15 protein-coding genes and 1 pseudogene are annotated in these 21979 nt (G+C 64.8%); 5 read left to right on the top strand and 11 right to left on the bottom strand.

Going from position 1 to position 21979, the window contains the following annotated elements; all coding sequences use genetic code 11:
• Positions 1–114 precede the first annotated feature (114 nt).
• Positions 115–1794, top strand: a complete 1680-nt coding sequence (locus CJ179_RS36195; protein ID WP_095864613.1) for an FAD-dependent oxidoreductase — start codon at positions 115–117, stop codon at positions 1792–1794.
• A gap of 262 nt (positions 1795–2056) precedes the next feature.
• On the opposite strand, the gene CJ179_RS36200 is transcribed toward CJ179_RS36195, so the two are convergent.
• The 5 genes and pseudogenes from CJ179_RS36200 to CJ179_RS36220 form a co-directional block, all read right to left on the bottom strand.
• Complete coding sequence (locus CJ179_RS36200; protein ID WP_095864614.1) at positions 2057–3136, bottom strand: porin PorA family protein; 1080 nt, start codon at positions 3134–3136, stop codon at positions 2057–2059.
• A gap of 750 nt (positions 3137–3886) precedes the next feature.
• A complete protein-coding gene (locus CJ179_RS36205; RefSeq protein WP_095864615.1) occupies positions 3887–5044 on the bottom strand; it encodes an acyl-CoA dehydrogenase family protein in 1158 nt (385 codons plus the stop codon).
• A 28-nt stretch (positions 5045–5072) separates the two neighbouring features.
• Positions 5073–6054, bottom strand: a pseudogene (locus CJ179_RS36210) (NAD(P)H-dependent flavin oxidoreductase).
• Positions 6055–6165: 111 nt separating this feature from the next.
• Entirely contained in the window at positions 6166–6558 is a 393-nt protein-coding gene (locus tag CJ179_RS36215; RefSeq protein WP_095864616.1) for a nuclear transport factor 2 family protein, read from the bottom strand.
• 116 nt (positions 6559–6674) lie between these two features.
• The gene (locus CJ179_RS36220) at positions 6675–7634 is read right to left on the bottom strand and encodes a hypothetical protein (RefSeq protein WP_095864617.1); all 960 of its coding nucleotides are present in this window, start codon (positions 7632–7634) and stop codon (positions 6675–6677) included.
• Between the two features lie 362 nt (positions 7635–7996).
• Between CJ179_RS36220 and CJ179_RS36225 the strand changes: the two genes are divergently transcribed.
• The 3 genes from CJ179_RS36225 to CJ179_RS36235 all read left to right on the top strand — a co-directional run bounded on the left by CJ179_RS36225 (position 7997) and on the right by CJ179_RS36235 (position 14120).
• Entirely contained in the window at positions 7997–9829 is a 1833-nt protein-coding gene (locus CJ179_RS36225) for an NAD(P)/FAD-dependent oxidoreductase (RefSeq protein ID WP_095864618.1), read from the top strand.
• A 616-nt stretch (positions 9830–10445) separates the two neighbouring features.
• Positions 10446–13088: a PEP/pyruvate-binding domain-containing protein gene (locus CJ179_RS36230; RefSeq protein WP_095864619.1), complete on the top strand. Its 2643-nt coding sequence runs from the start codon at positions 10446–10448 to the stop codon at positions 13086–13088.
• Between the two features lie 87 nt (positions 13089–13175).
• Complete coding sequence (locus CJ179_RS36235; protein WP_095864620.1) at positions 13176–14120, top strand: amidohydrolase family protein; 945 nt, start codon at positions 13176–13178, stop codon at positions 14118–14120.
• Positions 14121–14179: 59 nt separating this feature from the next.
• Here the strand turns inward: CJ179_RS36235 and CJ179_RS36240 are convergent, their stop codons facing one another.
• Positions 14180–15064: an SDR family NAD(P)-dependent oxidoreductase gene (locus CJ179_RS36240; RefSeq protein WP_095864621.1), complete on the bottom strand. Its 885-nt coding sequence runs from the start codon at positions 15062–15064 to the stop codon at positions 14180–14182.
• A gap of 271 nt (positions 15065–15335) precedes the next feature.
• Here CJ179_RS36240 and CJ179_RS36245 point away from each other — a divergent pair, with 271 nt between their 5' ends.
• On the top strand, positions 15336–16004 hold the full coding sequence (locus CJ179_RS36245; RefSeq protein ID WP_179377777.1) for a TetR family transcriptional regulator: 669 nt from the start codon (positions 15336–15338) through the stop codon (positions 16002–16004).
• Positions 16005–16084: 80 nt separating this feature from the next.
• On the opposite strand, the gene CJ179_RS36250 is transcribed toward CJ179_RS36245, so the two are convergent.
• The 5 genes from CJ179_RS36250 to CJ179_RS36270 all read right to left on the bottom strand — a co-directional run bounded on the left by CJ179_RS36250 (position 16085) and on the right by CJ179_RS36270 (position 21788).
• Complete coding sequence (locus CJ179_RS36250; protein WP_143548969.1) at positions 16085–17716, bottom strand: AMP-binding protein; 1632 nt, start codon at positions 17714–17716, stop codon at positions 16085–16087.
• A gap of 56 nt (positions 17717–17772) precedes the next feature.
• A complete protein-coding gene (locus CJ179_RS36255) occupies positions 17773–18894 on the bottom strand; it encodes a CaiB/BaiF CoA-transferase family protein (RefSeq protein ID WP_095864624.1) in 1122 nt (373 codons plus the stop codon).
• A gap of 306 nt (positions 18895–19200) precedes the next feature.
• Positions 19201–19911 carry a TetR/AcrR family transcriptional regulator gene (locus tag CJ179_RS36260; RefSeq protein ID WP_095864625.1) on the bottom strand — a complete coding sequence of 237 codons (711 nt, stop codon included), beginning with the start codon at positions 19909–19911 and terminating at the stop codon, positions 19201–19203.
• A 199-nt stretch (positions 19912–20110) separates the two neighbouring features.
• A complete protein-coding gene (locus CJ179_RS36265; protein ID WP_095864626.1) occupies positions 20111–20314 on the bottom strand; it encodes a ferredoxin in 204 nt (67 codons plus the stop codon).
• 79 nt (positions 20315–20393) lie between these two features.
• A complete protein-coding gene (locus CJ179_RS36270) occupies positions 20394–21788 on the bottom strand; it encodes an aldehyde dehydrogenase family protein (protein WP_257015954.1) in 1395 nt (464 codons plus the stop codon).
• Positions 21789–21979: the final 191 nt, after the last annotated feature.

The following is a 21979-nucleotide window of genomic DNA, read 5'->3' on the forward strand; positions in this document are numbered from 1 at the left end:
GATCGGTCCCGCCGTCTACCGGATCCGCGGTGTCGGTGGGCTTCCGCTTCGACGCAGACCTCCGGGGCTTACATCCCGGATCGCCCCATCCCAGTTCGCCGAAGTGAGTTGGACATGACCTACCTAATTACCCAGGCCTGCTGCAACGACGCCTCCTGCGTCGCAGTCTGTCCTGTCAACTGCATCCACCCCACACCGGCGGAACCGCAGTTCATGAAAACAGACATGCTCTACATCGACCCGCAGGCCTGCATCGACTGCGGCGCCTGCGTGCCCGCATGCCCAGTCAACGCGATCGCGGCGGAAGACGAACTGGAGGAGAAGGACACCCCCTATCTCGAAATCAATGCCGCGTACTACACGAAATACCCCACCGCACCGGACTTTCCGTCGCCCCCCTCGTCGCCGCGGAAGAACTTCGCGGACGAACCCCTGCGCGTGGCGATCGTCGGATCCGGGCCGGCGGCGAACTATGCGGCACTCGAACTGATGCGACACTCCGCGGTGGAGGTCAACATGTTCGAACGGCTCTACACCCCGCACGGACTGATCCGGTTCGGTGTGGCACCCGACCATCCGGGGACCAAAGCGGTCACCGACACGTTCAAGGTTCTCGACCGCAAGCCGGGATTCTCCCTCTTCCTCGGCGTAGAGATCGGAAACCATCTCTCGCACACCGAACTGGCCGCACACCACCATGCGGTGGTCTACGCCATGGGTGCGTCGGCCGACCGCTCGCTCGGCATTCCGGGTGAAGAGCTGCCGGGCTCGCATGCCGCGACGGACTTCGTCGCCTGGTACAACGGTCATCCCGACTACGCGGACCTCGACGTCGACCTGTCCTCCGAGCGTGCGGTGATCGTCGGCAACGGGAACGTGGCGCTCGACATCGCCCGGATCCTCGTCACCGATCCGGACGATCTGGCGAAGACCGACATCGCACCTCACGCGCTCGATGCGCTGCGCACCAGTAACATTCGTGAGGTCGTCATCCTCGGTCGCCGCGGCCCAGCTCAGGCTGCATACACCATCGCAGAGTTCCTGGCGCTGACACAGTTGCCAGGTATCGATCTGGTGATCGATCCACTCAACGCCGAACTCGACCCCACCTCCGCCGGGCTGCTCCAATCCGGCGCCCTCGACCCGACGACGCGGATCAAGGTGGATATGACCTCCGACGTCGCACGGGAGGGTAGCCACACAGCCGACAGGAGAATCGTCCTCCGCTACGCGGAATCCCTCGAACGACTCCTCGGGAACGATCGGGTCGAGCACGTCGAGATCATGCGGAACCACCTCGTGGAGGGATCGGACGGCGAGGTCAAGGCGACCCCAACCGGTGACACTCACCTGCTTGAGGCCGGGCTGGTGCTTCGCTCGATCGGATACCAGGGCACACCGCTGCCGGACCTTCCCTTCGACCCCTCACGCGGAACGATTCCCAACACCGAAGGCCGCGTCGTCGATCCCGACACCGGGGCACCAGTTCCCGGAACCTATGTCGCGGGGTGGATCAAACGAGGTGCGTCCGGCGGGATCGGAACCAACAAGAAGTGTGCGGCAGACACCGCTCGACACCTGGTGGACGACTACGAGGCGGGCCGCCTCCCCGCACCGTCACAGGACCGTTCCTGGCTCGAGGGGCTCGTCGCCGAACGGCAGCCCGAGGCGGCAGACGGGTCGGCATGGGTACGCCTCGATGCCGCTGAGCGCGCACTCGGCACCGAACAGGGACGACCACGGGTCAAGATCATCGGAGTCGATGAGGTTCTGGCGGTGATCAGCCGAACCTGACGGCACCCACACCGACACGCAGAGCGGTGTCCACAACGACAATCGTCGTCGTGGACACCGCTCAAACGTTGTGCTTCGACAGCTCGGTTTCCTGGCAGGTGCCGGCCACGGTGCCGTTCCGCGCTGCCAGGCAGTGAGCCCGACGCCCGAAGCAGACGGGCCCGAGGACACAAAGTGCTTCAGGGCAACGGGTGTGGCGGGTGGAACGGCAAGGTGGCCCGGCACGTGTCGAGGGGAGCGGAGCCAGGACCCGCCAGGGGAGTCAGCCCACTGTGCGCGAGGGGTGTCGAGGAGTGACGTCGGCAGTCGACCCGAACGTTCCCTGGCTGCCGGCACCTGCACGGGGCTTTCGCCGCAGGAAGCCGATCACGATGAGCACCAGACCCAACAGGGCCGAGACGAGCGGAACCCACAGGGCCATGAGGTCGAGCTGCCGCTCACCCTGCGCGAAGTTGTCCGCTACCGCCTGAATCGACGCATCCGCAGTTGCCACCTGCACCTGTGAGAGGTCGAGCAGCGGAACCGTGGCGTCCCCGGACAGAAGGTTGAGAACTGTCGTCTGATTCTGCTCGGTGTTGATCGGTGCGCCGAACCGGGTATCGACGGACAGCGTCATCGAGTTCACCGAGGTGAACGCAAGGGGAACCTGGTCGGGGGCGGTGTCGAGGGTCCGCCGTGCCTCGGCGACGCGGTCGGCTGGCAACGCACCGACCAGATTCTGCAGCATCGCCTTCGGCAAGGTGGAACCGTCACCGCTCTGAGCCAATCCGGCAATCGCCGCCTTGACCGGACCGAGGACGGCGGGATCGGCAATCGGCGCCGTGGTCGTGCCGGTGAACTTGTAGACCTCCCGCCCCTGCAACGTCTCCGTTCCCGTGTAGGTGACGGGCTGAGCAGTGCGAGTGACGGAGTCGTAGACGAGTGCGTCGTCGGTACCCGGGTTCATCGGGAAGGAAAGAACGACACCACCGCGCTGATCTTCCACCTGCGCCCCCGCCGGTGGGGACGTCTGCGTGTAGTCGACCCGGTCGATGGCGTACGTGTGCGCATCGGTGCTGTCACCGCTGGGAAGGTGAGTGATCGCGGTACTCGTGACGACGGCGGTATCTCCGACCGCCTGATCGACCTTAACGGTGCGGTCGATCGTGATCGGTGTACCGGCATCGAGGGTGAATGTGGCCGGATCGAGCTGGCGGAGCGTTCCCTCGAACGCCGCCTGTGCGTTCGTGTCCTCGGGAAGCTTCGACAGGGTCGGTACTGCAACGTATCTGATCGCGGCTGCTACCACGATCAAAAGCGTGCCGACAATAATCAGCACGATAGACGAACGGCGAAGGGCCATGCGAATCTCCTCGGATATCCAGTGTGTGAAGTGCCGACAACCGGTTATCCGGTCACCAGACAACTACAGCCCGGCGATGAGGAGCAGGAAACGATCCGCCGCCGATTATCGGCGTATTTCAAGCTTCAGCCGCGCAACTATTCTGCGTCATGCCGATCGGAAAGCCTGCCCGCACGGGCGAAATGCAGTCCAGATAAGCGTATTTCACGGAGTGGAGTGACGCAAGACACAAACCGGGATATTCCGTTCCCAATTGACCAGATCCGGTGGACTGCGACGTGCCGATACAGGCTCGGCAGCGCCGAGTAATTGTTCCGCGAATAACGCTTATGCGGGGCGCAAAAGAGGAAGATGCGATTGGCGAGAAATAAAAGGAGCGGCAGTTTCCTATTGGGTGCGATGCGCAGAGTAAATGCAACAATTCCGCTCGAGCCGGGGGAGGTCGAAATTTTCGCGGCTCGCGGTGAAACGCTTGTAGGCTCGGGCGGGACAAAGGCGACAGCCCTACGCGAGGCGTCTGGCACATGCCATCGGTGCATACCGTCGAATGGCGACTTCGGTGGGCAACGAGTGAAACTCGACCGATGCCCACCGCCGCTGTCCGGACATCCCTACGCAGGCACTGGCCTGGTAGATGCAGCCCTGGGGCGCCGCCTCGATACCCAGTCAGGCGTGGACCCACCTAGCTTCGTGGGTGACGCTTGCGCGCCGCCGCCGTAGGGCGATCCACGCCCGTGGGTTGCGTCCACGTCAGGCGAACTGAGAGGCGATGTCGCGGCCGATGATCTCCTTCATGATCTCGGTGGTGCCGCCGTAAATGGTCTGGATTCGTGAATCCACGAAGGCGCGTCCGATCGGATACTCCATCATGAAGCCGTAGCCCCCGTGCAATTGGACGCACGTGTCGATGACCCGCTTCTGCAATTCGGAAGCCCACCACTTTGCCTTCGCGGCGTCGACGGCGTTCAGTTCACCGGCGTTCAGGGCCAGCACACACCGGTCGACGTGGGACTGAGTGACCTCGATCTCGGTCAGCATCTCGGCGAGCGCGAAGCGGGTGTTCTGAAAGTCGCCGATCGGCCTGCCGAAGGCCTTACGTTCGAACACATAGTCTCTCGTCCATTCGTACGACGCCCTCGCAGACGCGACCGCACTGACGGCGATGGACATCCGCTCGAGTGGCAGGTTCTCCATCAGATGGACGAAACCTGCCCCCTCGGTACCGAGGAGGTTCGCGGCAGGGACGCGGACGTCCTCGAAGACCAATTCGGCGGTGTCCTGTCCGGCCAGCCCCACCTTGTGCAGCTTGCGGCCTCGGCTGAAGCCGGGCATGTCCCGCTCGACGACAAACAGTGAAATGCCCTTCGACCCCGCATTCGGATCGGTGCGGGCGACGACGATGACGACGTCGGAGTGAATTCCGTTGGTGATGAACGTCTTTTGCCCGTTCAGGACCCAGTCGTCGTCGCTGCGCACTGCGGTCGTCTTGATGCCCTGCAGGTCCGACCCGGTACCGGGTTCGGTCATGGCGATGGCACCGATCAACTCACCGGCCGCCATTCCGGGAAGCCACCGCTGTTTCTGCTCCACGGTGCCCAGATGAGTGATGTAGGGGAGAACGATGTCGTCCTGAGTATTGATCCCACTCCCGAAGGAGGTGGTCGCTGACCGGGCGACCTCCTCGATGGCGACGCAGCGGAACCGGTAGTCGACCACGTCCGAGCCACCATACTGTTCCGGAACCGCAAGGCCCAGGATGCCGGACTTGCCGGCGGCTAGCCACGCGGAGCGATCAATGAGGCGTTCGGATTCCCACCGCTCGTAGTGCGGCTCGACCTCTCGGGAGAGAAATTCGCGCACGGTGTCGCGATACGCGTGGTGGTCGTCTTCGTAGAAGTGGCGCTTCATTCATGGCTCCTGTGTGTAGCAAGGACGTTCATGCGGAAACCGGCACCATCGCGCCCGCGAGGCGTTCGGCGATCAGCGACTCGGCGTCGGAGACAATCCGCTCCACGAGTTCGCCGACCGTCGGAATGTCGTGGATCAGGCCCTGCGCGGTGCCGACCGTCCAGATGCCGGCGTCGACGTCGCCGCGCTCGAACACCGTGCGCCCCCGAGTGCCGGCGACGAGATCACGTACGTCGTCGAACGTGCCGCCCTGGCCGAGAATTTCCACCACCGTGCGACTGACAGTGTTGCTGGCGACGCGGGCCGAGTTGCGCAGCGGACGGAAGATCAGCTCGGTGTCTGTCTCCTTGCCCGCGACGATCGCCTCCTTGATGTTCTGGTGAATCGGCGCTTCGGCGGTGCACATGAAGCGTGTTGTTGTTGATGCCGTCGGCGCCGAGCGCGAGGGCGGCGACGAGACCGCGACCGTCGGCGAATCCACCCGATGCGACCATCGGGATGCTGATCTGCTCGGCGGCGGCCGCGATGAGGACGAGGCCGGGGATGTCGTCCTCGCCGGGATGGCCCGCGCATTCGAATCCGTCGATGCTGATGCCGTCCACACCGATGTCTTGCGCCTTCACGGCGTGCCGCACGCTCGTGCACTTGTGGAGTACTTTCACGTCTGCGGCGTGGAAGTCAGGCAGGTGCGGGGCGGGATTGGAGCCCGCGGTCTCCACGATCTTGACGCCGGACTCGATGATGACCTGCCGATACTCCTCATAGGGCGGCGGCGTGATGGCCGGCAGAATCGTGAGGTTTACGCCGAAGGGCTGGTCGGTGAGTTCGCGGGTGCGCCCGATCTCCTTGGCGAGGTCGTCGGGGGTGGGCTGGGTCAGTGCGGTGATCATGCCGAGCGCTCCGGCATTCGCGACCGCGGCGACGAGTTCGGCGCGGCCGACCCACTGCATCCCACCCTGCACGATGGGGTGGCGCACGCCGAACGTCGCAGTGAAAGCGGTGGAAAGCATTGCAGTCCTTCTCTAGCGAGGTGATGATCCACCCCGCATCGCTCGCTGCCTCGACTGCGGCGGTGAGAACAGCGAGGGATGCGGGGTCTTCGTGGGATGTCGGTGGATCGATCAGCTCAGGAAGATGTCCTGTACATGCTTGGTGTCGCAGTACTCGACCAGCTTGGCGATCTTGCCATCACGGATCTGGAAGAGAATGTGATAGCGGTTGCGGTACTGCTTGCCGTCGCTGGTGTCGATGGAGGAGAGGCATTCAGCGGCAACCTTGTCGCCCTCGCCGATCATTCCGGTCGCTTCCCACACCACGGGGCTGGCGAACTTGGTTGCCATCGCCTCGAGGATCTGCTTCATCTCGAGCTTCGGATGCTCACCGGAGACGGCGAGGTCACCCGGAACCGTCCAGGTGGCGTCCTCGGTCATCACATCCATCAGGGCATCGAAGTCGCCGGTACACATCGTCTCCATGTACTTCTTGACGACCTGCTTGTTGTCTTCCACGCTCATCGGGTTCTCCTTGATCTGTCGGAATTGTTGTTCGAATACTCGGTGCGGCAGCGCAATGGCTGCCTGATCCGTCTCGGACGCCGGCGAGCCGGGCGGACGGGGATTGATCGGCGCGCTCAGGCGCCGGCGCCGGCGTAGTTCGCCGGTGTGATCGACAGGTGGAAGTCACCTATTCCGGCGTTGCCGTCTTCGTCACGCCAATGCACCTGGCAGACGAGCGTCGAGAAGTTGAACGAGTTCGGGATCAGCGCGGCGCTGACGACTTTGCCGTCGAAGGAGTAGGACTTTCCCGATTCGGTCCGGAAGGCGATTCGTGCAGCGGTCGGTCGCAGCGAACCCTCCCACTTTGTGATCTCGAAGTTGACTTCGGTTGTGTAGTCGATACTTTCACCATTCCACAGCCAGGATGCCCGCTCGCCTCCACCCGCGTGCACGGGTGTTCCGGAATGCGTATCGGGTCCGCCGGCGTCGGTGGTGAGAGTCCAATTAGCGGCCGACTGGAACGCGAACTTCTCCGAGAACGCACCCCACACCCACGCGAACGGCTTGGGAGGCACGGCGGGCAGGCTTTCGTCCCCGCGCACACTCCACGAGTGATCCCGCTGGGCGAAGGTGTCGACCGGGTGGGTGCGACCGTCGAGTGTCAAGGTGCCGGTGACATGGCCGAAGTGGTCGAAATGTCCGGACTTGGCCCATTCCGACGGCGGGCAGATCGCTGACCACTCGACGTCGATGGCGAAGTTTCTCGCGGCGTCGGAGTAGGTGATGTGGAACTTTTCGAGCGGTTCGACGAATTCCACCCGCAGGCCGTTGTCGAGTTCATACCCGGATTCGGTGACCGTCGGAACCGGCATGAACTGCCGCCGGTCGAAATATTCGATGCTGGCGTGGTGCGGGTGGAACCCGCGGAACGCCGCGATCCAGGAGTAGCAGAGCCCGAGATTGGGCTTGAAGCCGACGTAGACGCCGAAGCTGATCCCTTCCTGCTCGACATTGATGAAGCCGAACCAGTTGGTTTCGGTGAAGAGGCGTTCGCTGCCGGGATCGTGCAGCAAATCGTCCTTGGCGCTGAGCATGGATGTCCTTTCGGCTCTGCGACGGCGTGGGAACGCGGCCGCTGTGCGACCTTCTGACGTGCGGCGATGACGAAAATTTCGTCCGATGTGTGGTGACTCACATAAAACCAGGTGTCGCCGGGTAAGTCAATGGAGCGGGAGCGGGTGACGGGCCGCACGGGCGGGGGCGAGTGGTGCGGGGTGCTCGCCCGCCGGCTTCCGCGGATCGGGTGACCTGTCGGCTCTCGCCTGGTAGCGGTGTGCGAACGCCTGCAAGGGATGGTTGATTAACCAGGTGTCACCTGATAAATTGGCACCATTGCGGGCACTGCCTCGCCGGCGCTTCAGCCGCCTGACCTCACACAATCTTCGGGGGTATACCCATGACGACCACTGGCAACAGCATGATCGACGACGCCGAATTCGAGCGAGTGCAGCAACGGTATGCGCAGGAGCGTGCCAAGCGAATCCGCACTGATGGCAACAATCAGTACGTCGAGGTGAGCGGCGAGTTCTCACACTTCACCGCCGATCCCTACGCCGACCCGACGTTCACCCGCGAACCACTCAGTGAAGATGTCGAATTCTTGCTGATCGGAGGGGGTTTCGGCTCTCTCCTGGCCGCCGCGCACCTGCGGGCAATCGGAGTCGAGGACATTCGGGTGATCGACCCGGCAGCGGACTTCGGGGGCACCTGGTACTGGAACCGGTACCCGGGTGTGCAATGCGACATCGAGTCCTACATCTACCTGCCGATGCTCGAAGAACTCGGCTATGTCCCGAAGAATCGCTACTCCTCCGGGTCGGAGATCCTCGGGCACGCCCAGAACCTCGGCAAGCAGCTCGACCTGTACAACGACGCCATCTTCCAAACCTCGGTGACCGACATGCGGTGGGACGAGGACGCGCAGCGGTGGCTGGTCCGCACGGATCGGGGCGATGAGCTCCGTGCTCGGTTCGTATCCATGGCGACCGGTCCGCTGAATCGGCCGAAGCTGCCCGGTATCCCCGGTATCACGGACTACCGAGGACACATGTTCCACACCAGCCGGTGGGACTTCTCCTATACCGGAGGGGACGAGTCCGGCGACCTCACCGGTCTGCGCGGAAAGAGGGTGGCCGTCGTGGGTACCGGCTCGACGGGCATTCAGTGCATCCCCCATGTCGCGGAATGGGCCGAAGAGCTCTACGTCGTGCAGCGCACGCCCGCCGCCTGCGATGTCCGCGCCAACCGTCCCACTGATGACGAGTGGGCCGCGGAGTTGCAAGCGGGATGGCAACGGGACCGCATGGTCAACTTCACCTCCATCATCGACGGGGGAGGCGCTGACGAGGACCTTGTCGATGACGGTTGGACGGTCACCTACCGGGAACTGACCGCAATGACCGCCGCTGAGGAGGCGAACGAGTCCGGCCGGCCCCTCGACCGGAAAGAGCGCTCGCGCCTGATGGGTCTCGCGGATCTGCGCACCATGGAACGCATCCGACAGCGCATCGAAGAGACCGTCGACGATCCCGACACCGCCGAATCCCTCAAGCCCTGGTACGGACGCTGGTGCAAGCGACCCCAGTTCCATGACGAGTACTACCCGACCTTCAACCGCCCCAACGTCACACTCGTCGACACCGACGGAAAGGGCGTCGATCGCCTCACGGAGACCGGATTCGTTGTCGGCGAACGGGAATACGAAGTCGACTGCATCATTTTCGCCACCGGCTTCGAGGTCGGCACCGACTACACCCGCCGTGCGCAATACGACGTGATCGGCCGCAACGGACAGCGGCTGAGCGACAAATGGAGCAGCGGCATGATCACCCTCCATGGGATGTTCACCGCCGACTTCCCGAACTGCTTCTTCCTGGGCCAGACCCAGACCGGATTGACTGCGAACTACTGCCACACGGTCGGCGAGCAGGCCAAGCACCTCGCCTACGTCGTCGACCAGGCCCGCACGGCAGGGCATACGGTGGTCGAGGCGACCCGCGAGGGCGAGGCCGCATACCGGGAGCATTTCCGCCAGGTGGCGATCGGCAACTCGTCGTATTACCAGGCCTGCACGCCCGGATTCTTCACGAGCGAGGGCAACATCGACCCGGACAAGGGATTCTTCGCCAGCTTCTACGGGAAGGGCCCGTTGAGCTTCTTCGAGTTGCTCGAGCAGTGGCGCGCGTCGGGTGACCTGGATGGCATTGCACTCGGCGGTAACCGTCCGTAGGCCGGCGACGCCGGAACGCCGGCACGGCAACGGATAGAAGAAGTCGACGAAGCCGGAACGGGGGAGAGCCCACCGTTTCTCTTCTCGTGCCGATCGGCTCCACCCCCAGTTTGGGCCAGCGGTAGGCGGATGGAGCGATTGGGTGGTCGAGCCGACCTGGCTCGGGAACTGCCGCAATCGGCTGACCGCTGGCATAGCTGGGGGACATGCCGTGTCAGTGGAAGCGGGATGGCAGCGTGCAACGCGTCGGTGGCGTCCTGTGATAGGCGGCGCCGGCGAGGATCGGAGGACGGGTCTTTCGGCCGGTGGATGGGTGTCTGGCGGTCTTGTCCTGCGCTCGAATGGCCCGGCCCGTTCTGCGACACTCCGCGTCGTGGTGGCACAACGGCATGACCGACGTGCCGAGGTCTGGAGTCCAGTTGGGTGAGACTGCTGTGCGGGAAGGGAACGCGCGATCGCGTCGGTGATGCGCAGGTGAACCGCATGCTTTCGGGCCGCCCGGACAAAATATCAGGTAGCACCTGGCTACATCAGGTGTTACCTGATAAAACTGTGAGGGGCGTCACGACGACGCCTTTCCGGCGGTGTCCGGAAGCACAGACAGCGAGGACTCGAGATGTCAGGTGTGATCAACCTCGTCGATTGTGACGACAACTGTGCCGACCAGGTGGGGGGCAAAGCTATCGGTCTCGGAAACCTTCTCCGCCAAGGGTTACCGGTCCCGGCCGGCTTCGTGGTCACCACGCAGGCCTACCGGGATGCGACGGCGGCGGCCGGCCTCGCGCCCAGAATCGACGCCTTACTGACACAAACCGTATCCCTCGACGACGCATCCCGGCAGGTCCGGGCACTGTTCGGCACCTCGCTCGTCACGGACGAGCTACGCGAGGAGATCGCGACCGCCTACAAGTCCCTCGGGGACGGCGGCAACGAACCCTGGGTGGCGGTCCGCTCGAGCGCGACCGCCGAAGACCTGGCCGACGCGTCATTTGCCGGACAGCAGGACACCTACCTCTGGGTCCGCGGCGTCGACTCGGTCGTCGAACACCTGGTCTCCTGCTGGGCCAGCCTCTTCACCCCCCATGCGATCGGCTACCGGGACCGTGTGGGAGTGTCCACGGACGGCCTCGCAATGGGCGTGGTTATCCAGGTCATGGTGTCCGCCCGATCATCCGGGGTGATGATGACCCTCGAGCCCGTCACCGGAAACCGCTCCCAGATGTACCTGGAGTCGACCTACGGTCTCGGCGAGGGCGTCGTGAACGGAGACGTCGACTGCGATCGCCTGTGGGTGTCGAAGAGTGGTCTCGATGTGGTGCGAGAAGAGATCAACCGGAAGCAGCAAGCGCACCGATTCGCCCCTGCCGGCGGAACACAGCTGGTCGACGTACCCGCCGAACTCCAGGCCCTGCCCGCACTGCGACACGGTGACCTCACCGCACTCGCCCGGCTGGGCCTGAAGATCGAGGAGGCATTCGGCCGGCCGATGGACATCGAATGGGCGATTGCCGACGATGCGGACGAGGGCCAGGTGTCGCTACTGCAGGCCCGCCCCGAAACGGTGTGGAGCCAGCGCGGCGATGTCGAGTCGTCGGTCGAAACACTCGACGACGTGAGCCCCGACGACAATTGGGACAACCTCCACAGTCCCAGTATCCCGGGACGGCACTGGTCGACCGACAACCTGGGCGAAGCCGCACCCGGGGTGCTCACCCCACTCACCGTCTCCTTCCACGGGCCGATGTCCGAGTCATGCCCGCGGCGTGGTTGGTACCAGCTCGGGCTGATTCCCAGGCGCGACGTACCGGTCCCGCATTCGTTGCGGGACAGGGTGGTCAAGCCGTTCTACGGGCGCCTCGCGATCGAGGTCGAGTTCATGGCCTCCTTCGGCAATCGCATGCCCGGACTGTCGGGCAAGGACGTGGTCCAGGGAATTCTCGGCAGAGCCCCGGAAACGATCGACTACACACCGGTGAAACGTCGGTACCCGATCATCGCAGTCCGGCTCCCGTACAAATTCTTCCGGGCACCGTCGAAGGTGCGAGCGGTGGCCCGCGACACCGATCAATGGTGGCGGCAGGAGACCGGTGAGATCTCCCACCGTGACCTGCGGGGCGCACAAGCGGTGTTGCGGTCGTCGTCGGAACACTTCATGGAGGCGATGACCGCTCACAACGTGATGCTGATGGCCGTGATCACCCCACTGTTCGGGGCACTCGCGAAAGCCGTCGGGCGCACGGGAATCGGCGACGTGTCCACACTCAGTGGACACGGCGGCGCCGAAATGGCGGTCGTCTCCGACATCTGGCGTGCCTCGCGCGGCGAACTCTCGGTCCACGACGTGCTCGCCAACCACGGCTTCGAAGGCCCCCTCGAGGGTGAGCTTTCCAGTCGCGTCTGGCGCGAGGAGCCCGCCGCGATCGAGCGGATGGTCGAGGAGTACGCCTCCCGCCCGGATTCGACCAGCCCGTTCGCGCAGCTGGCCAAACACGAGGCGGAGGCGGCGATCATGCGGCGGGAGCTGTTGGCGAAGGAGAAGCCGCTGCGGCGCCCGCTCACCTGGCTGCAACTACGTATGGGGGCACGCAACATCCCGTTGCGGGGTGTGGGCAAACGCGCCTACGTGCAGTCGCTGGACGTCGCCCGTGCCGCCGCCCGCCGCATCGGGGAACTCTCTGTGCACAGCGGCACCCTCGACGAGATCGACGACGCGTTCTACCTGACCTTCGAGGAGCTCGTGGCTGAACTCCCGGAGAACGCGAAAGAACTCGTGGCCCGGCGGCGGGCGCGCCGTGCGCTCTACCAGCGTTACGACCTGCCCTCGCACTTCGTCGGCAACCCGACACCCTTCCCTGCGGATTTCGTCGACACGGAAGGGCGCGCCGCAGGTGTGGTCACCGGAGTCGGTGTCAGCGCCGGAGTCGTCGAGGGCACAGTCCGGGTGGTCACTTCGCCCGACTTCGCCGAGGTCGAACGCGACGAGATCCTGGTCGCGCCGACGACCGACCCCAGCTGGTCGTCGATCATGTTCATCTCCGCGGCGCTCGTCGTCGACATCGGTGGGGCACTGAGCCACGCTGCCGTCGTCGCACGCGAGCTCGGGCTGCCGTGCGTGGTCAACACCAAGACCGGCACTCGGGCGCTGCGCACGGGGGACCGCGTGCGTGTCGACGGTGCCGCGGGCACCGTGCACATCCTGCACCGGGCATCCGAACCCGCCGCGCACCACTCCGCAACCACCGAGCAGGCCGCGACCTGAGCGGGCGGTGACGGCCCCTGGACCCAGCACAGCCAACCATCACACTCGCTATCGCGCAGGTGTGACTGACAGCGGAGAAGTGACGACGTGGACATTGTCGATTTTCAACTGCACGAACCCGGCCCACGGGCCGATTGGAGTGATGTCTCCGAGGACATCAAGCACCGCGCCCTGACGGAAATGCTCCTGCAAATGATGGAGTCCGTCGGTGTCACCTCCGTGCTGCTCCATCCGACCCGAGAATTCCAGTGGGCCGAGGGTCTCTCGGAGAAGTATCCGTCCAATTTTTCGAGTGTTCCGATGCTGCACGGTGACAGGCCGGAGAACACCTCCTCCGGGGTGGGCCCGGAACTCTCGCCGGACGACCCCGACATCGAGGAATCGATCGCCGCCGTCGCTGCCCGGCCGGCGGTCCGCACGATTCGTTTCGTGCCCGGCCCGCTCTCGCACCCGCAGGAGTTCGTCAAGTTCACCAGCGGGGGATACGACCGGGCGTTGGCCGCGTGCCAGAAACAGGACGTGCCCGTCCTGATCCACCTGTGGGGTGGTGTGTCGGCGCTGGAGCCGATCGCCAGGAGATACCCCGATCTCCAGTTCATCGTCGACCATCTCGGGATCCCGCAACCGCCCCACAGTGTCCTGCACGATCCATGGTGGAAGGACTTCCCTGCGGTGCTGGCGCTCGCGGAATTGGACAACGTCGCCATCAAATTATGTGGGGCGCCGGGACTGTCGACCGAGGGATACCCGTTCGGGGACTCCTGGAAGTACGTCGAACAACTGCTGGAAAGCTACGGGGTGCGGCGCCTGGCGTGGGGATCGGACATCTCACGGTTCCGCGGACGAGTGGGGTGGAACATTCGCTTCCCGAAGGCCGCGGAAGGGTACGTCGGGATGCACACCTACGCGGAATCACTGGGCTTCATACTGCATTCCGATCAACTGAGCCTCGACGAGAAGGAACAACTCCTGGGCCGCACGGCCCGGCGCCTGCTCCGCTGGCCGCTCGACCAGACCGCGCCGTCGCCGTAAACGCACCGACACCGTCCGCGCAAGGCGCAGAGCCTCGATACGCCTTGCGCGGGACGGTGTCAGAGCCCGAGCTCGCGGGCGCGTGCGCCACCGAGTTCGAGTACCCGCGGGATCGCTGCCGCAACGTCCTCGGGGGTGAGATCGGGACCGTAGGGATGGCCCTGTGTCTGCACGACCTCCCAGCGAGTGAGATTGCCGCCGTTGATGCTCAGCGTCTGACCGCTGATTCCGCAGCTCGGATGCAGCAGGTAGGTGGCGACCGACGTGGCCGGCGCCGAGGGTAAATTTTCGGGCCCCACGGCGTCGAGTGGAATGCCGTTGTGCTCGGCGTACAGGGCGCCCATCCGGCTCGCGACCGCGGGCACGATGCAATTGGCTTTGATTCCGTCGTCGGCACCCTCGACGGCCATCACCCGGGTCAGCGAGAAGATCGACCCCTTCGCCGCCCCGTAGCTGCCCTGGTGCCGGTAGCCGAGAAACGCCTCGGAGATGGTGTTCACAATGCGGCCGGTCGTGCTCTTCTTCAACAGCGGCCAGCCCGCGCGAGTGACCAGCAAGGTGCCCATCACATGCACGTTCACCAGGTCGGTGAAGGCCGCCACCGACACCTCGGGCAACGGGGCGAGGTGGTAGGTGCCGGCGTTGTTGACCACACCGTCCAGGCGGCCGAACTCCCGTTCGGTCCGTTCGATCAAGGCGTTGGCGCCCTCCTCGGTGGCGACGTCGCTGTAATCGGCGATCGCGGTTCCCCCGGCGCTGGTGATGCGCTCCACGACCTCATCTGCGGGCCGCGGCGACATGCCGTGCCCGTCGAGTCCCACGCCCAGATCGTTCACCACGAGCGTGGCTCCGCGGCCGGCCAACGCGAGTGCGTGCTCGCGGCCAAGGCCCCTGCCTGCCCCGGTCACGACGATGACTTTCGAGTCGAGTTTGAGCGCGCTCATCTCGGATCCTCCTATGTGGTGTCGGCCTACGGATTGCGTCCGGCCCGATGACCTTTATCAGGCCAAACCTGGTAATGTTGGTAGACTGTGTCGGGGCCTGGGCGCACTTTCGGACAAAACCCGTGGTCCCACGCACCCGGTGCGGGTCCGCATGCGGCCGTCATGTGCGCATACACTCTGCGGATGTGCACCGGTGCCTGCGGTGACCGGTGGCGCCGCCGCGCAGCAGCGCGACGGCAGGAAGTCGACCTCGAGGAGCGCAAGGAAGATCGTGGCCAGACCAAAGACGCCGCTGATTTCCCGGCAGAGCATCATCGAAGCAGCGCTGAAGTTGATCGACGAGGAGGGGCTGAGCCGTCTGAGTTTGAAGCGGCTCGCGGCGGAACTCGGGGTACATGAATCGTCGGTGTACTACCACTACCGCTACAAGAAGGACATCCTCACCGACGTCCTCATGCTGGTCCTGAGTGACTTCACGGTGGACTCGCCGATCGAGGACAACTGGAAGCTGTACGTCTACGACGCTGCGACGACGTACCTGCAGACGATGCTGGCTCATCCCGAGGTGATTCCGCTCCTGACCGAACAGCGACCACGCACGTTCGGCCTCGAACGGGAGAACCAGACCGCCGCGGTACTCCTGAAGGCAGGATTTCCGCCCGAATACGTCCTGGCAATCCGCGAGCATCTCGAGGCCCTGACCATCGGCGCGTTGCAGTTCGCGCACCGCGACCTGTTCGACGAGCTGCCCGGGGACCTGACCGAACTGGGCTCCATCGTCGACGCGGCGGGCCGCACCACGGTCGAGGACCGCTTCCTTCTGGCACTCAACTCCTACCTCGACGGACTCGAGCGGCAGTTGGAGTCCTGGACCGCGGCGCCGGTGGTCAGTCCCGCCAAGAAGACTCGGCGCCGCACCCCCGTCAAGTCCACAACCTGACCGGACCCAGAGCGGTTCGTGGCGGCCGTTAGGGCAATGGCTGGGTCCTCGACCGCCCACGAGCAAGGACCCAGCCACGACTACGCGCCCGTCGGTTGTGGTGCCGCCTCTGCGCCGGCGACCGCATCCCAGGTGCTGTCGGTGATGCCACGTTCGCGCAGCACGCTCTTGCGCACCTTCTGGTTCGGGGTCTTCGGTAGGTCGTCGGCGAACTCGATGTACCGCGGAAGCGCGAACTTCGGCATGATCTTCTCGAGGTAGCTCCGCAGCTCCGCCGCACTGAGAGTGCTCTCCGCTGCGCGCAGTATCACCACCATGACCTCGTCCTCGACGATTTCCGAGGGAACCGCGAACGCCGCGGATTCCACGACGTCCGGATGCGAATTCACCGCGGCTTCCACCTCGAACGAACTGATGTTCTCGCCGCGCCGCCGGATCGCGTCCTTGCGACGGTCGACGAACGCGTAATGGCCGCCCTCGTCACGCCGAAGAAGGTCCCCGGAATGGAACCAGCCATCGATGAACGCGGCCTCCGTGGCGTCGGGGTCGTGGAGATAGCCGGAGAAGATCTTGTGCTCGGCGCGTTCGTCGAGCACAAGCAGCTCACCGGGTTCACCGTCGGCAACATCGCGGCCGGCTTCGTCGACGAGGCGAATTCGGCGGTTCGGGTGCAGCTTTCCGCACGACCAGTAGTTCTGTTCGTCGATTCGGTAATCGAGCGAGTTGAGCGGGTTGTTGACTTCGGTCAGGCCGTAACTCGTGACCCCGTGCTCGACACCGAAGCGGGTGCAGAACTCTTCGATCTCGCGCGGGGCCGGTCCGAACAGCACCAGCTTCAACGGGTTGTCCTGGTCGTCCGCTCGGGCGGGCTGATCCAGCAGGAACCGGGGTGTCGACCCCACCAGGTAGGTCCAGTCACAGTTCTCGCGCCTAATATCCGACAACCATTCACTCGTGGAGAAACGGCGCCGCAGGCGAAGGCTTCCTCCGTTGACGAGGATCCGGTAGAACGACTCTCGGCCGGAGACGTGGAACACCGGCCACGGCTGGTACATGACCGCGTCCGGCCATTGCGACACATCCGGAAGGTAGTTGGAGTCGACGACACGGTTCCACCACTGCCCCCACGGCATCATGACGCCCTTGCTCGGACCGGTTGTGCCGGAGGTCCACAGCACCGACGCGATGTCGCCCCGCGCCCCGAAGACCGGCTCGGCGATCTTCTCGGCCGCGTCGAGGAAGAGTTCGGCGGCGAAAATGCGGGTGCCGGAGACGGTGTCATCACGGCGGGCATCGCCCCCGACGACGACGAGGGAGAGGCTGTGCCGCGTGATGACCTCCTGCCACTGGTCGAGATAGTCGGCATGGACGATCGCCACCGATGCACGTGACTTGGCGATCACGTGGTCGAGCCACGCACCTCGGTACGCATCGTTCACCGGAACATCGACGGCTCCGAGGTACGACGAGCCGAGCCATGTGACGAAACTGGCCGCGCTGTTGGGCAGCATTGCCAGGACGCAGTCACCGGCCGACACCCCCGCGCCGGCCAGCGCACCCGCCCAGGCCAGCCCGAGGTCGTGTACGTCGGTCCATGTCAGTTCAGCCTCGCCGTCGATCTCTCGAATGGCGAGCGCGTCGGGGCGGTCCCGAAGGTGCCGCTGCATGAGATGCGCCAGCGAGCAGCGATCGGCGAGATCAGCGGAGGACATGTAGATCACCTTTCTGAAACGGGACAGCGTGATTGGAGACGTTGACCCGGTGTGGACTATCGCTCTGCTGTGATCGCAGTGCGCAACTCATCGAGAATTTCCTGTGTGTGTTCGCCGTGGGCCGGCGGCCGCGCTCCGATGGTTCCCGGTGTACGACTCAGCCGCGGTGCAGGACTCGGCTGCGTGAGCCCGTTCGCCTGCGTGTAGACCTCGCGGGCGATGTTGTCGGGATGGGCGGGAGCCTCTACCAGGTCCAGCACCGGAGCGAAGCACGCATCGGTCCCCTCCAGGAGCGCCGTCCATTCGTCCCGGGTGCGCTCGGCGAAAAGGGCCGTCAACTGCTCCTTGCGCTTCGGCCACAGCGCGCGGTCGTGTTGCTCGTCCCAGTCGGCTCCGGTCAAACCGAGCTTGTCCCGCAGAACGGCGTAGAACTTGGCTTCGTTCGGAGCGATGCTGATGTATTTGCCGTCCGCGCAGCAGTAGACGTCGTAGTGGGGAGCCGATCCGTCGAGGATGTTCGTGCCCGCCTCCCGGTTCCACAAGCCCTTCGCGAGCATGGCTTGAAACGGGGCGGTGAGAAGCGCGGCCCCATCGACGATCGCAGCGTCGACGACTTGGCCGCGTCCCGAACGCTGTAGTTCGTGGAGGGCACAGAAGATGCCGAACAGCAGGAACAGGGAGCCTCCGGCATAGTCGCCGACATAGTTCAGCGGTGGTGTCGGGGGCTGGCCGGGGCGTGCGATGTTGTGGAGAGCGCCGGACAGCGCGATGTAGTTGATGTCGTGCCCCGCCGACCGCGCGCGCGGGCCTTCCTGTCCCCAGCCGGTCACTCGTCCGTACACCAGTCGTGGATTGCGTTCGAGGCACACCTGCGGTCCGACACCGAGTCGCTCCATGACGCCGGGGCGGAAGCCCTCGATCAGCACGTCGGAAGTCTCGACCAGGCGGAGCAGGGTGTCTGCCCCCTCCGGACTCTTGAGATCGAGGACGATCGACCGCCGCCCGCGGGCGAGGACGGCGTGGGTGGGATCGTCTGCTCCGGCGGGGTCGTTCTCCGGGTCGGGTCGGTCGACTCGAATGACATCGGCGCCCATGTCGGCGAGCAGCATGGCTGCAAACGGGCCGGGGCCGATTCCCTTGATTTCGAGGACTCGCAATCCCGAAAGTGCACCAGGCATGTGTTCTCCTGCGGTTGCGGACGCGCGTCGTAGTGTCCGAGGCGCGTTGTGTAGATCACAGCTAATCAGGTGACACCTGATTGGTCAATACCGCCTTCCGGGAACCCATCACCCAAAGCCGGCATACCCGAACAGGACAGGGGGACCGACTGTGGGGCAGCGAAGTCGCGCACAGACCCCGATGACAGCAGTGCACCGGGGTCTCGGATCGGGATCGGAAGTCCAGCGGACGGAGAGCCTTCCCGGGACATGCCTCGGCCCAGGGTGGACGACGACTCTTTCCGCTCGCGTTCCGCGCCGTATCCGTCAGCCGGACAGGGCCTGCTCGGAGTCCCCGAGCCCCGGCGCCGCCTGGGTGGATGGGCCGGCGGATGAGGTGGACACGCCAGGATCAGGATCCGGGGCGGACTGCTGCCAGAGAGGCAGTTGCAGCTCCAGGCCATCGAGGAAGGCGCGCAGGGCATGGAAGATGCGTTCCTCGGGCGTGATCTCGCCGACCGCCCGAGTCGCCCGCACCAGTGCGGCATGTCGGACGTCGACCTCGGTGAACAGCTCGATATTGCCCGAATACTGCACAGCTCCGAGAATCAGCGACTCGAGCTGTTCGCGGATGAGGACCACGTACCGTGCCGGGAATCCGGACTGAAAGAGCATTGCTGCCGTGTGGTTCTCGACAGCGTGCGTGTACGGCGGATGCGAGGACGTCTGCAGGACGGGAACCAAATTCGGGTGGGCGACGACCGCGCGGTAGTACCGAATGCTGGCGTGAAGCAAATAGTCTTTCCAGTAACCCGTCGGCATGGTCGTCACATCGATATCGGACAGCACCAGTCTGACGACGTCCTCCAGGATGAGGTGCTTGTACCGATAGTGATGGTAGACCGAGGACTCGTGCACCTGTAGTTCGTCGGCGAGCCGCTTGAGGCTGAACGCAGCGAGGCCATCCTTGTCGATCACCCGCAGCGCGATGCGAATGAGCCTCTTCTGGGAAATACGTGGTGTACGCGGTCGCGCCATGTCGCCCTCCTGCGGATTTCCGGTTTACTTGGTGCACACCTATTTTCGACGGCACCGCACCGAAGAGGCACTGCGTGGACCCCCGGCCTCCCGTGAGCGCGGGACGGCCACTCCGGACGACTTCCGAGCGCCTTTCGCCTCGGGGTGACCAGGCGGTTGTGGAAAGACTGACCAGGCACCCGGCGGACGGGCCGAGTGGCTAGCTGTCGCGGGTGAGGGACAGCGCCGTTTCCGGGCAGTTCGCGACGGCCTCCTCGACCGAGGAGACGAGCTCACCCGTTACGTCCTTGTCCAGGATGACTACCTTGCCGTAATCGTCGACATCGAATACTTCCGGTGCGGCGAGCAGGCACCGTGCGTGTCCCTGGCACCGAGTCAAGTCGGCACTGACGTGAACGTTCATGTTGGATCCTTCTAGTTCTGGTTTTGGTGTGGAACGACATTCGTGTCGGCAGGCGAGGACCTGCCGACACGAATGAAGATCAGGCTCGGACGCGGTGGATGACCTGCGGTTCGGTGAATCCGAGCAGTCCGGCCAAGCCGTTCGACACTCCCAGCCCACTCGCCTTGGCGCCGGAGAAGGGGATGTGCGGCGGGAGAATCGCGTGCGCGTTGACGAACGTGGTACCGACCTCCAGCTGCTGGGCGACTGCGGCGGCACGGTCGGGATCAGACGACCACGCTGAGCCGCAGAGCCCGAATTCGGTGTTGTTGGCACGGGCCACGGCGTCGTCGATCGAGTCGTACTTCAGGATCGGCAGCGCCGGACCGAATTGCTCCTCATCGACGATCCGTACACCCTCGGCGACGTCGGCGAGCACGGTGGGCCGGAAGAAGTATCCGTTGCCGTCGAGCGGACCGCCGCCGGCAGTGACCCGGGCGCCAGCGGATTTCGCATCCGACACGAGATCCTTGATGCGGTCGAACTGCGGTTTGGTCGACAGGGGTCCCATCTGCGTCCCCTCGTCATAGGGAGCGCCGACGACGATCCGGTCGTAGGCCGCGGTGAATGCGTCGACGACCTGGTCGTACAGGGCGGCGGGGGCGAAGATGCGCTTCGGGATGGCGCAGATCTGGCCGCAGTTCATCGTGGTCAGCGGTACCAACGCCTGGACGGCCTTCTCGACGTCGATGTCGTCGAGGAGAATGGCCGCGTCGTTGCCGCCCATCTCCAAGGTGATGCGCTTGAAGTCCCGGATGCCCGACACTGCGATGTGCCGGCCGGCCTCGATCGATCCCGTGAAGCTGATCTTGCGGGGGATCGGATGCGAGGTCATCGCCGCGCCGATCTTGTCACCCCCGGAAACCACGTTGACCACCCCGGGCGGAAGGATCCCGGCCATGATCTCGCCGAGGCGGAGGGTAGAGAGGGGTGTGAATGGCGACGGCTTGATCACGACGGTATTGCCGGCCCGCAGGGCTGGGGCGATCTTCCAGCCCGCCAGTCCGAGCGGACCATTCCACGGGGTGATCGCAGCCACCACTCCGAGCGGGCGATACACCTGCTCGACGAATGCGGTGGCGTCGTCGACGACGACCGACCGCGGCAGGTCCATGTCGGCGTAGTAGCGCCACCAGGGCGGCGCGCCCTGGTTCTCCATGTGCGCGAAGGTCGCGGGCTTGCCCGACTCGAGGATCAGCAGTTCGGTCAACTCGTCGTGATGTGCCTCGATCGCGTCGGCGACCGCGCGCAGCGCCTCCCGACGCGCGCTCTCGTCGGTGCGCCACGAGGACTCGTACGCGCGCTGCGCCGCGTCCATCGCCTCGTTCAACTGCTCGATGCTGCACTCGGGTGCCTGGGCTTCCACCGCGCCGGTCGCCGGGTTGACGACATCGAACGTTTCTGTGGTGACGGCCGGCTTACCGTCGATGGTCATGGGGATCATAGGTGTCCGCCTTCGAATTGTGGTGTGCGGGAGGGTCGCGAGAACGTGGCGACTGCCGAGGGGAAGATCCGGGCGCCGATTGCGCCTCGTCGTGCACCGGATGCTAATCCACCCGTTCACGGCGTGGCAAGTGCCGCCGACGAGCTCGCGGGCGACAGTGTCGGCGAACCTCCTGGCCGCAC

Origin of the sequence: Rhodococcus sp. ACS1 (genome assembly GCF_002300155.1) — a bacterium.
GTDB lineage: Bacteria > Actinomycetota > Actinomycetes > Mycobacteriales > Mycobacteriaceae > Rhodococcus_F > Rhodococcus_F koreensis.

Excerpts from the sequence above, each read along its gene's own strand:
- CJ179_RS36195 (WP_095864613.1), top strand. The coding sequence starts at position 115 with ATGACCTACCTAATTACCCAGGCCTGCTGCAACGACGCCTCCTGCGTC.
- CJ179_RS36200 (WP_095864614.1), bottom strand. The coding sequence starts at position 3,136 with ATGGCCCTTCGCCGTTCGTCTATCGTGCTGATTATTGTCGGCACGCTT.
- CJ179_RS36205 (WP_095864615.1), bottom strand. The coding sequence starts at position 5,044 with ATGAAGCGCCACTTCTACGAAGACGACCACCACGCGTATCGCGACACC.
- CJ179_RS36215 (WP_095864616.1), bottom strand. The coding sequence starts at position 6,558 with ATGAGCGTGGAAGACAACAAGCAGGTCGTCAAGAAGTACATGGAGACG.
- CJ179_RS36220 (WP_095864617.1), bottom strand. The coding sequence starts at position 7,634 with ATGCTCAGCGCCAAGGACGATTTGCTGCACGATCCCGGCAGCGAACGC.
- CJ179_RS36225 (WP_095864618.1), top strand. The coding sequence starts at position 7,997 with ATGACGACCACTGGCAACAGCATGATCGACGACGCCGAATTCGAGCGA.
- CJ179_RS36230 (WP_095864619.1), top strand. The coding sequence starts at position 10,446 with ATGTCAGGTGTGATCAACCTCGTCGATTGTGACGACAACTGTGCCGAC.
- CJ179_RS36240 (WP_095864621.1), bottom strand. The coding sequence starts at position 15,064 with ATGAGCGCGCTCAAACTCGACTCGAAAGTCATCGTCGTGACCGGGGCA.
- CJ179_RS36250 (WP_143548969.1), bottom strand. The coding sequence starts at position 17,716 with ATGTCCTCCGCTGATCTCGCCGATCGCTGCTCGCTGGCGCATCTCATG.
- CJ179_RS36255 (WP_095864624.1), bottom strand. The coding sequence starts at position 18,894 with ATGCCTGGTGCACTTTCGGGATTGCGAGTCCTCGAAATCAAGGGAATC.
- CJ179_RS36260 (WP_095864625.1), bottom strand. The coding sequence starts at position 19,911 with ATGGCGCGACCGCGTACACCACGTATTTCCCAGAAGAGGCTCATTCGC.
- CJ179_RS36265 (WP_095864626.1), bottom strand. The coding sequence starts at position 20,314 with ATGAACGTTCACGTCAGTGCCGACTTGACTCGGTGCCAGGGACACGCA.
- CJ179_RS36270 (WP_257015954.1), bottom strand. The coding sequence starts at position 21,788 with ATGACCATCGACGGTAAGCCGGCCGTCACCACAGAAACGTTCGATGTC.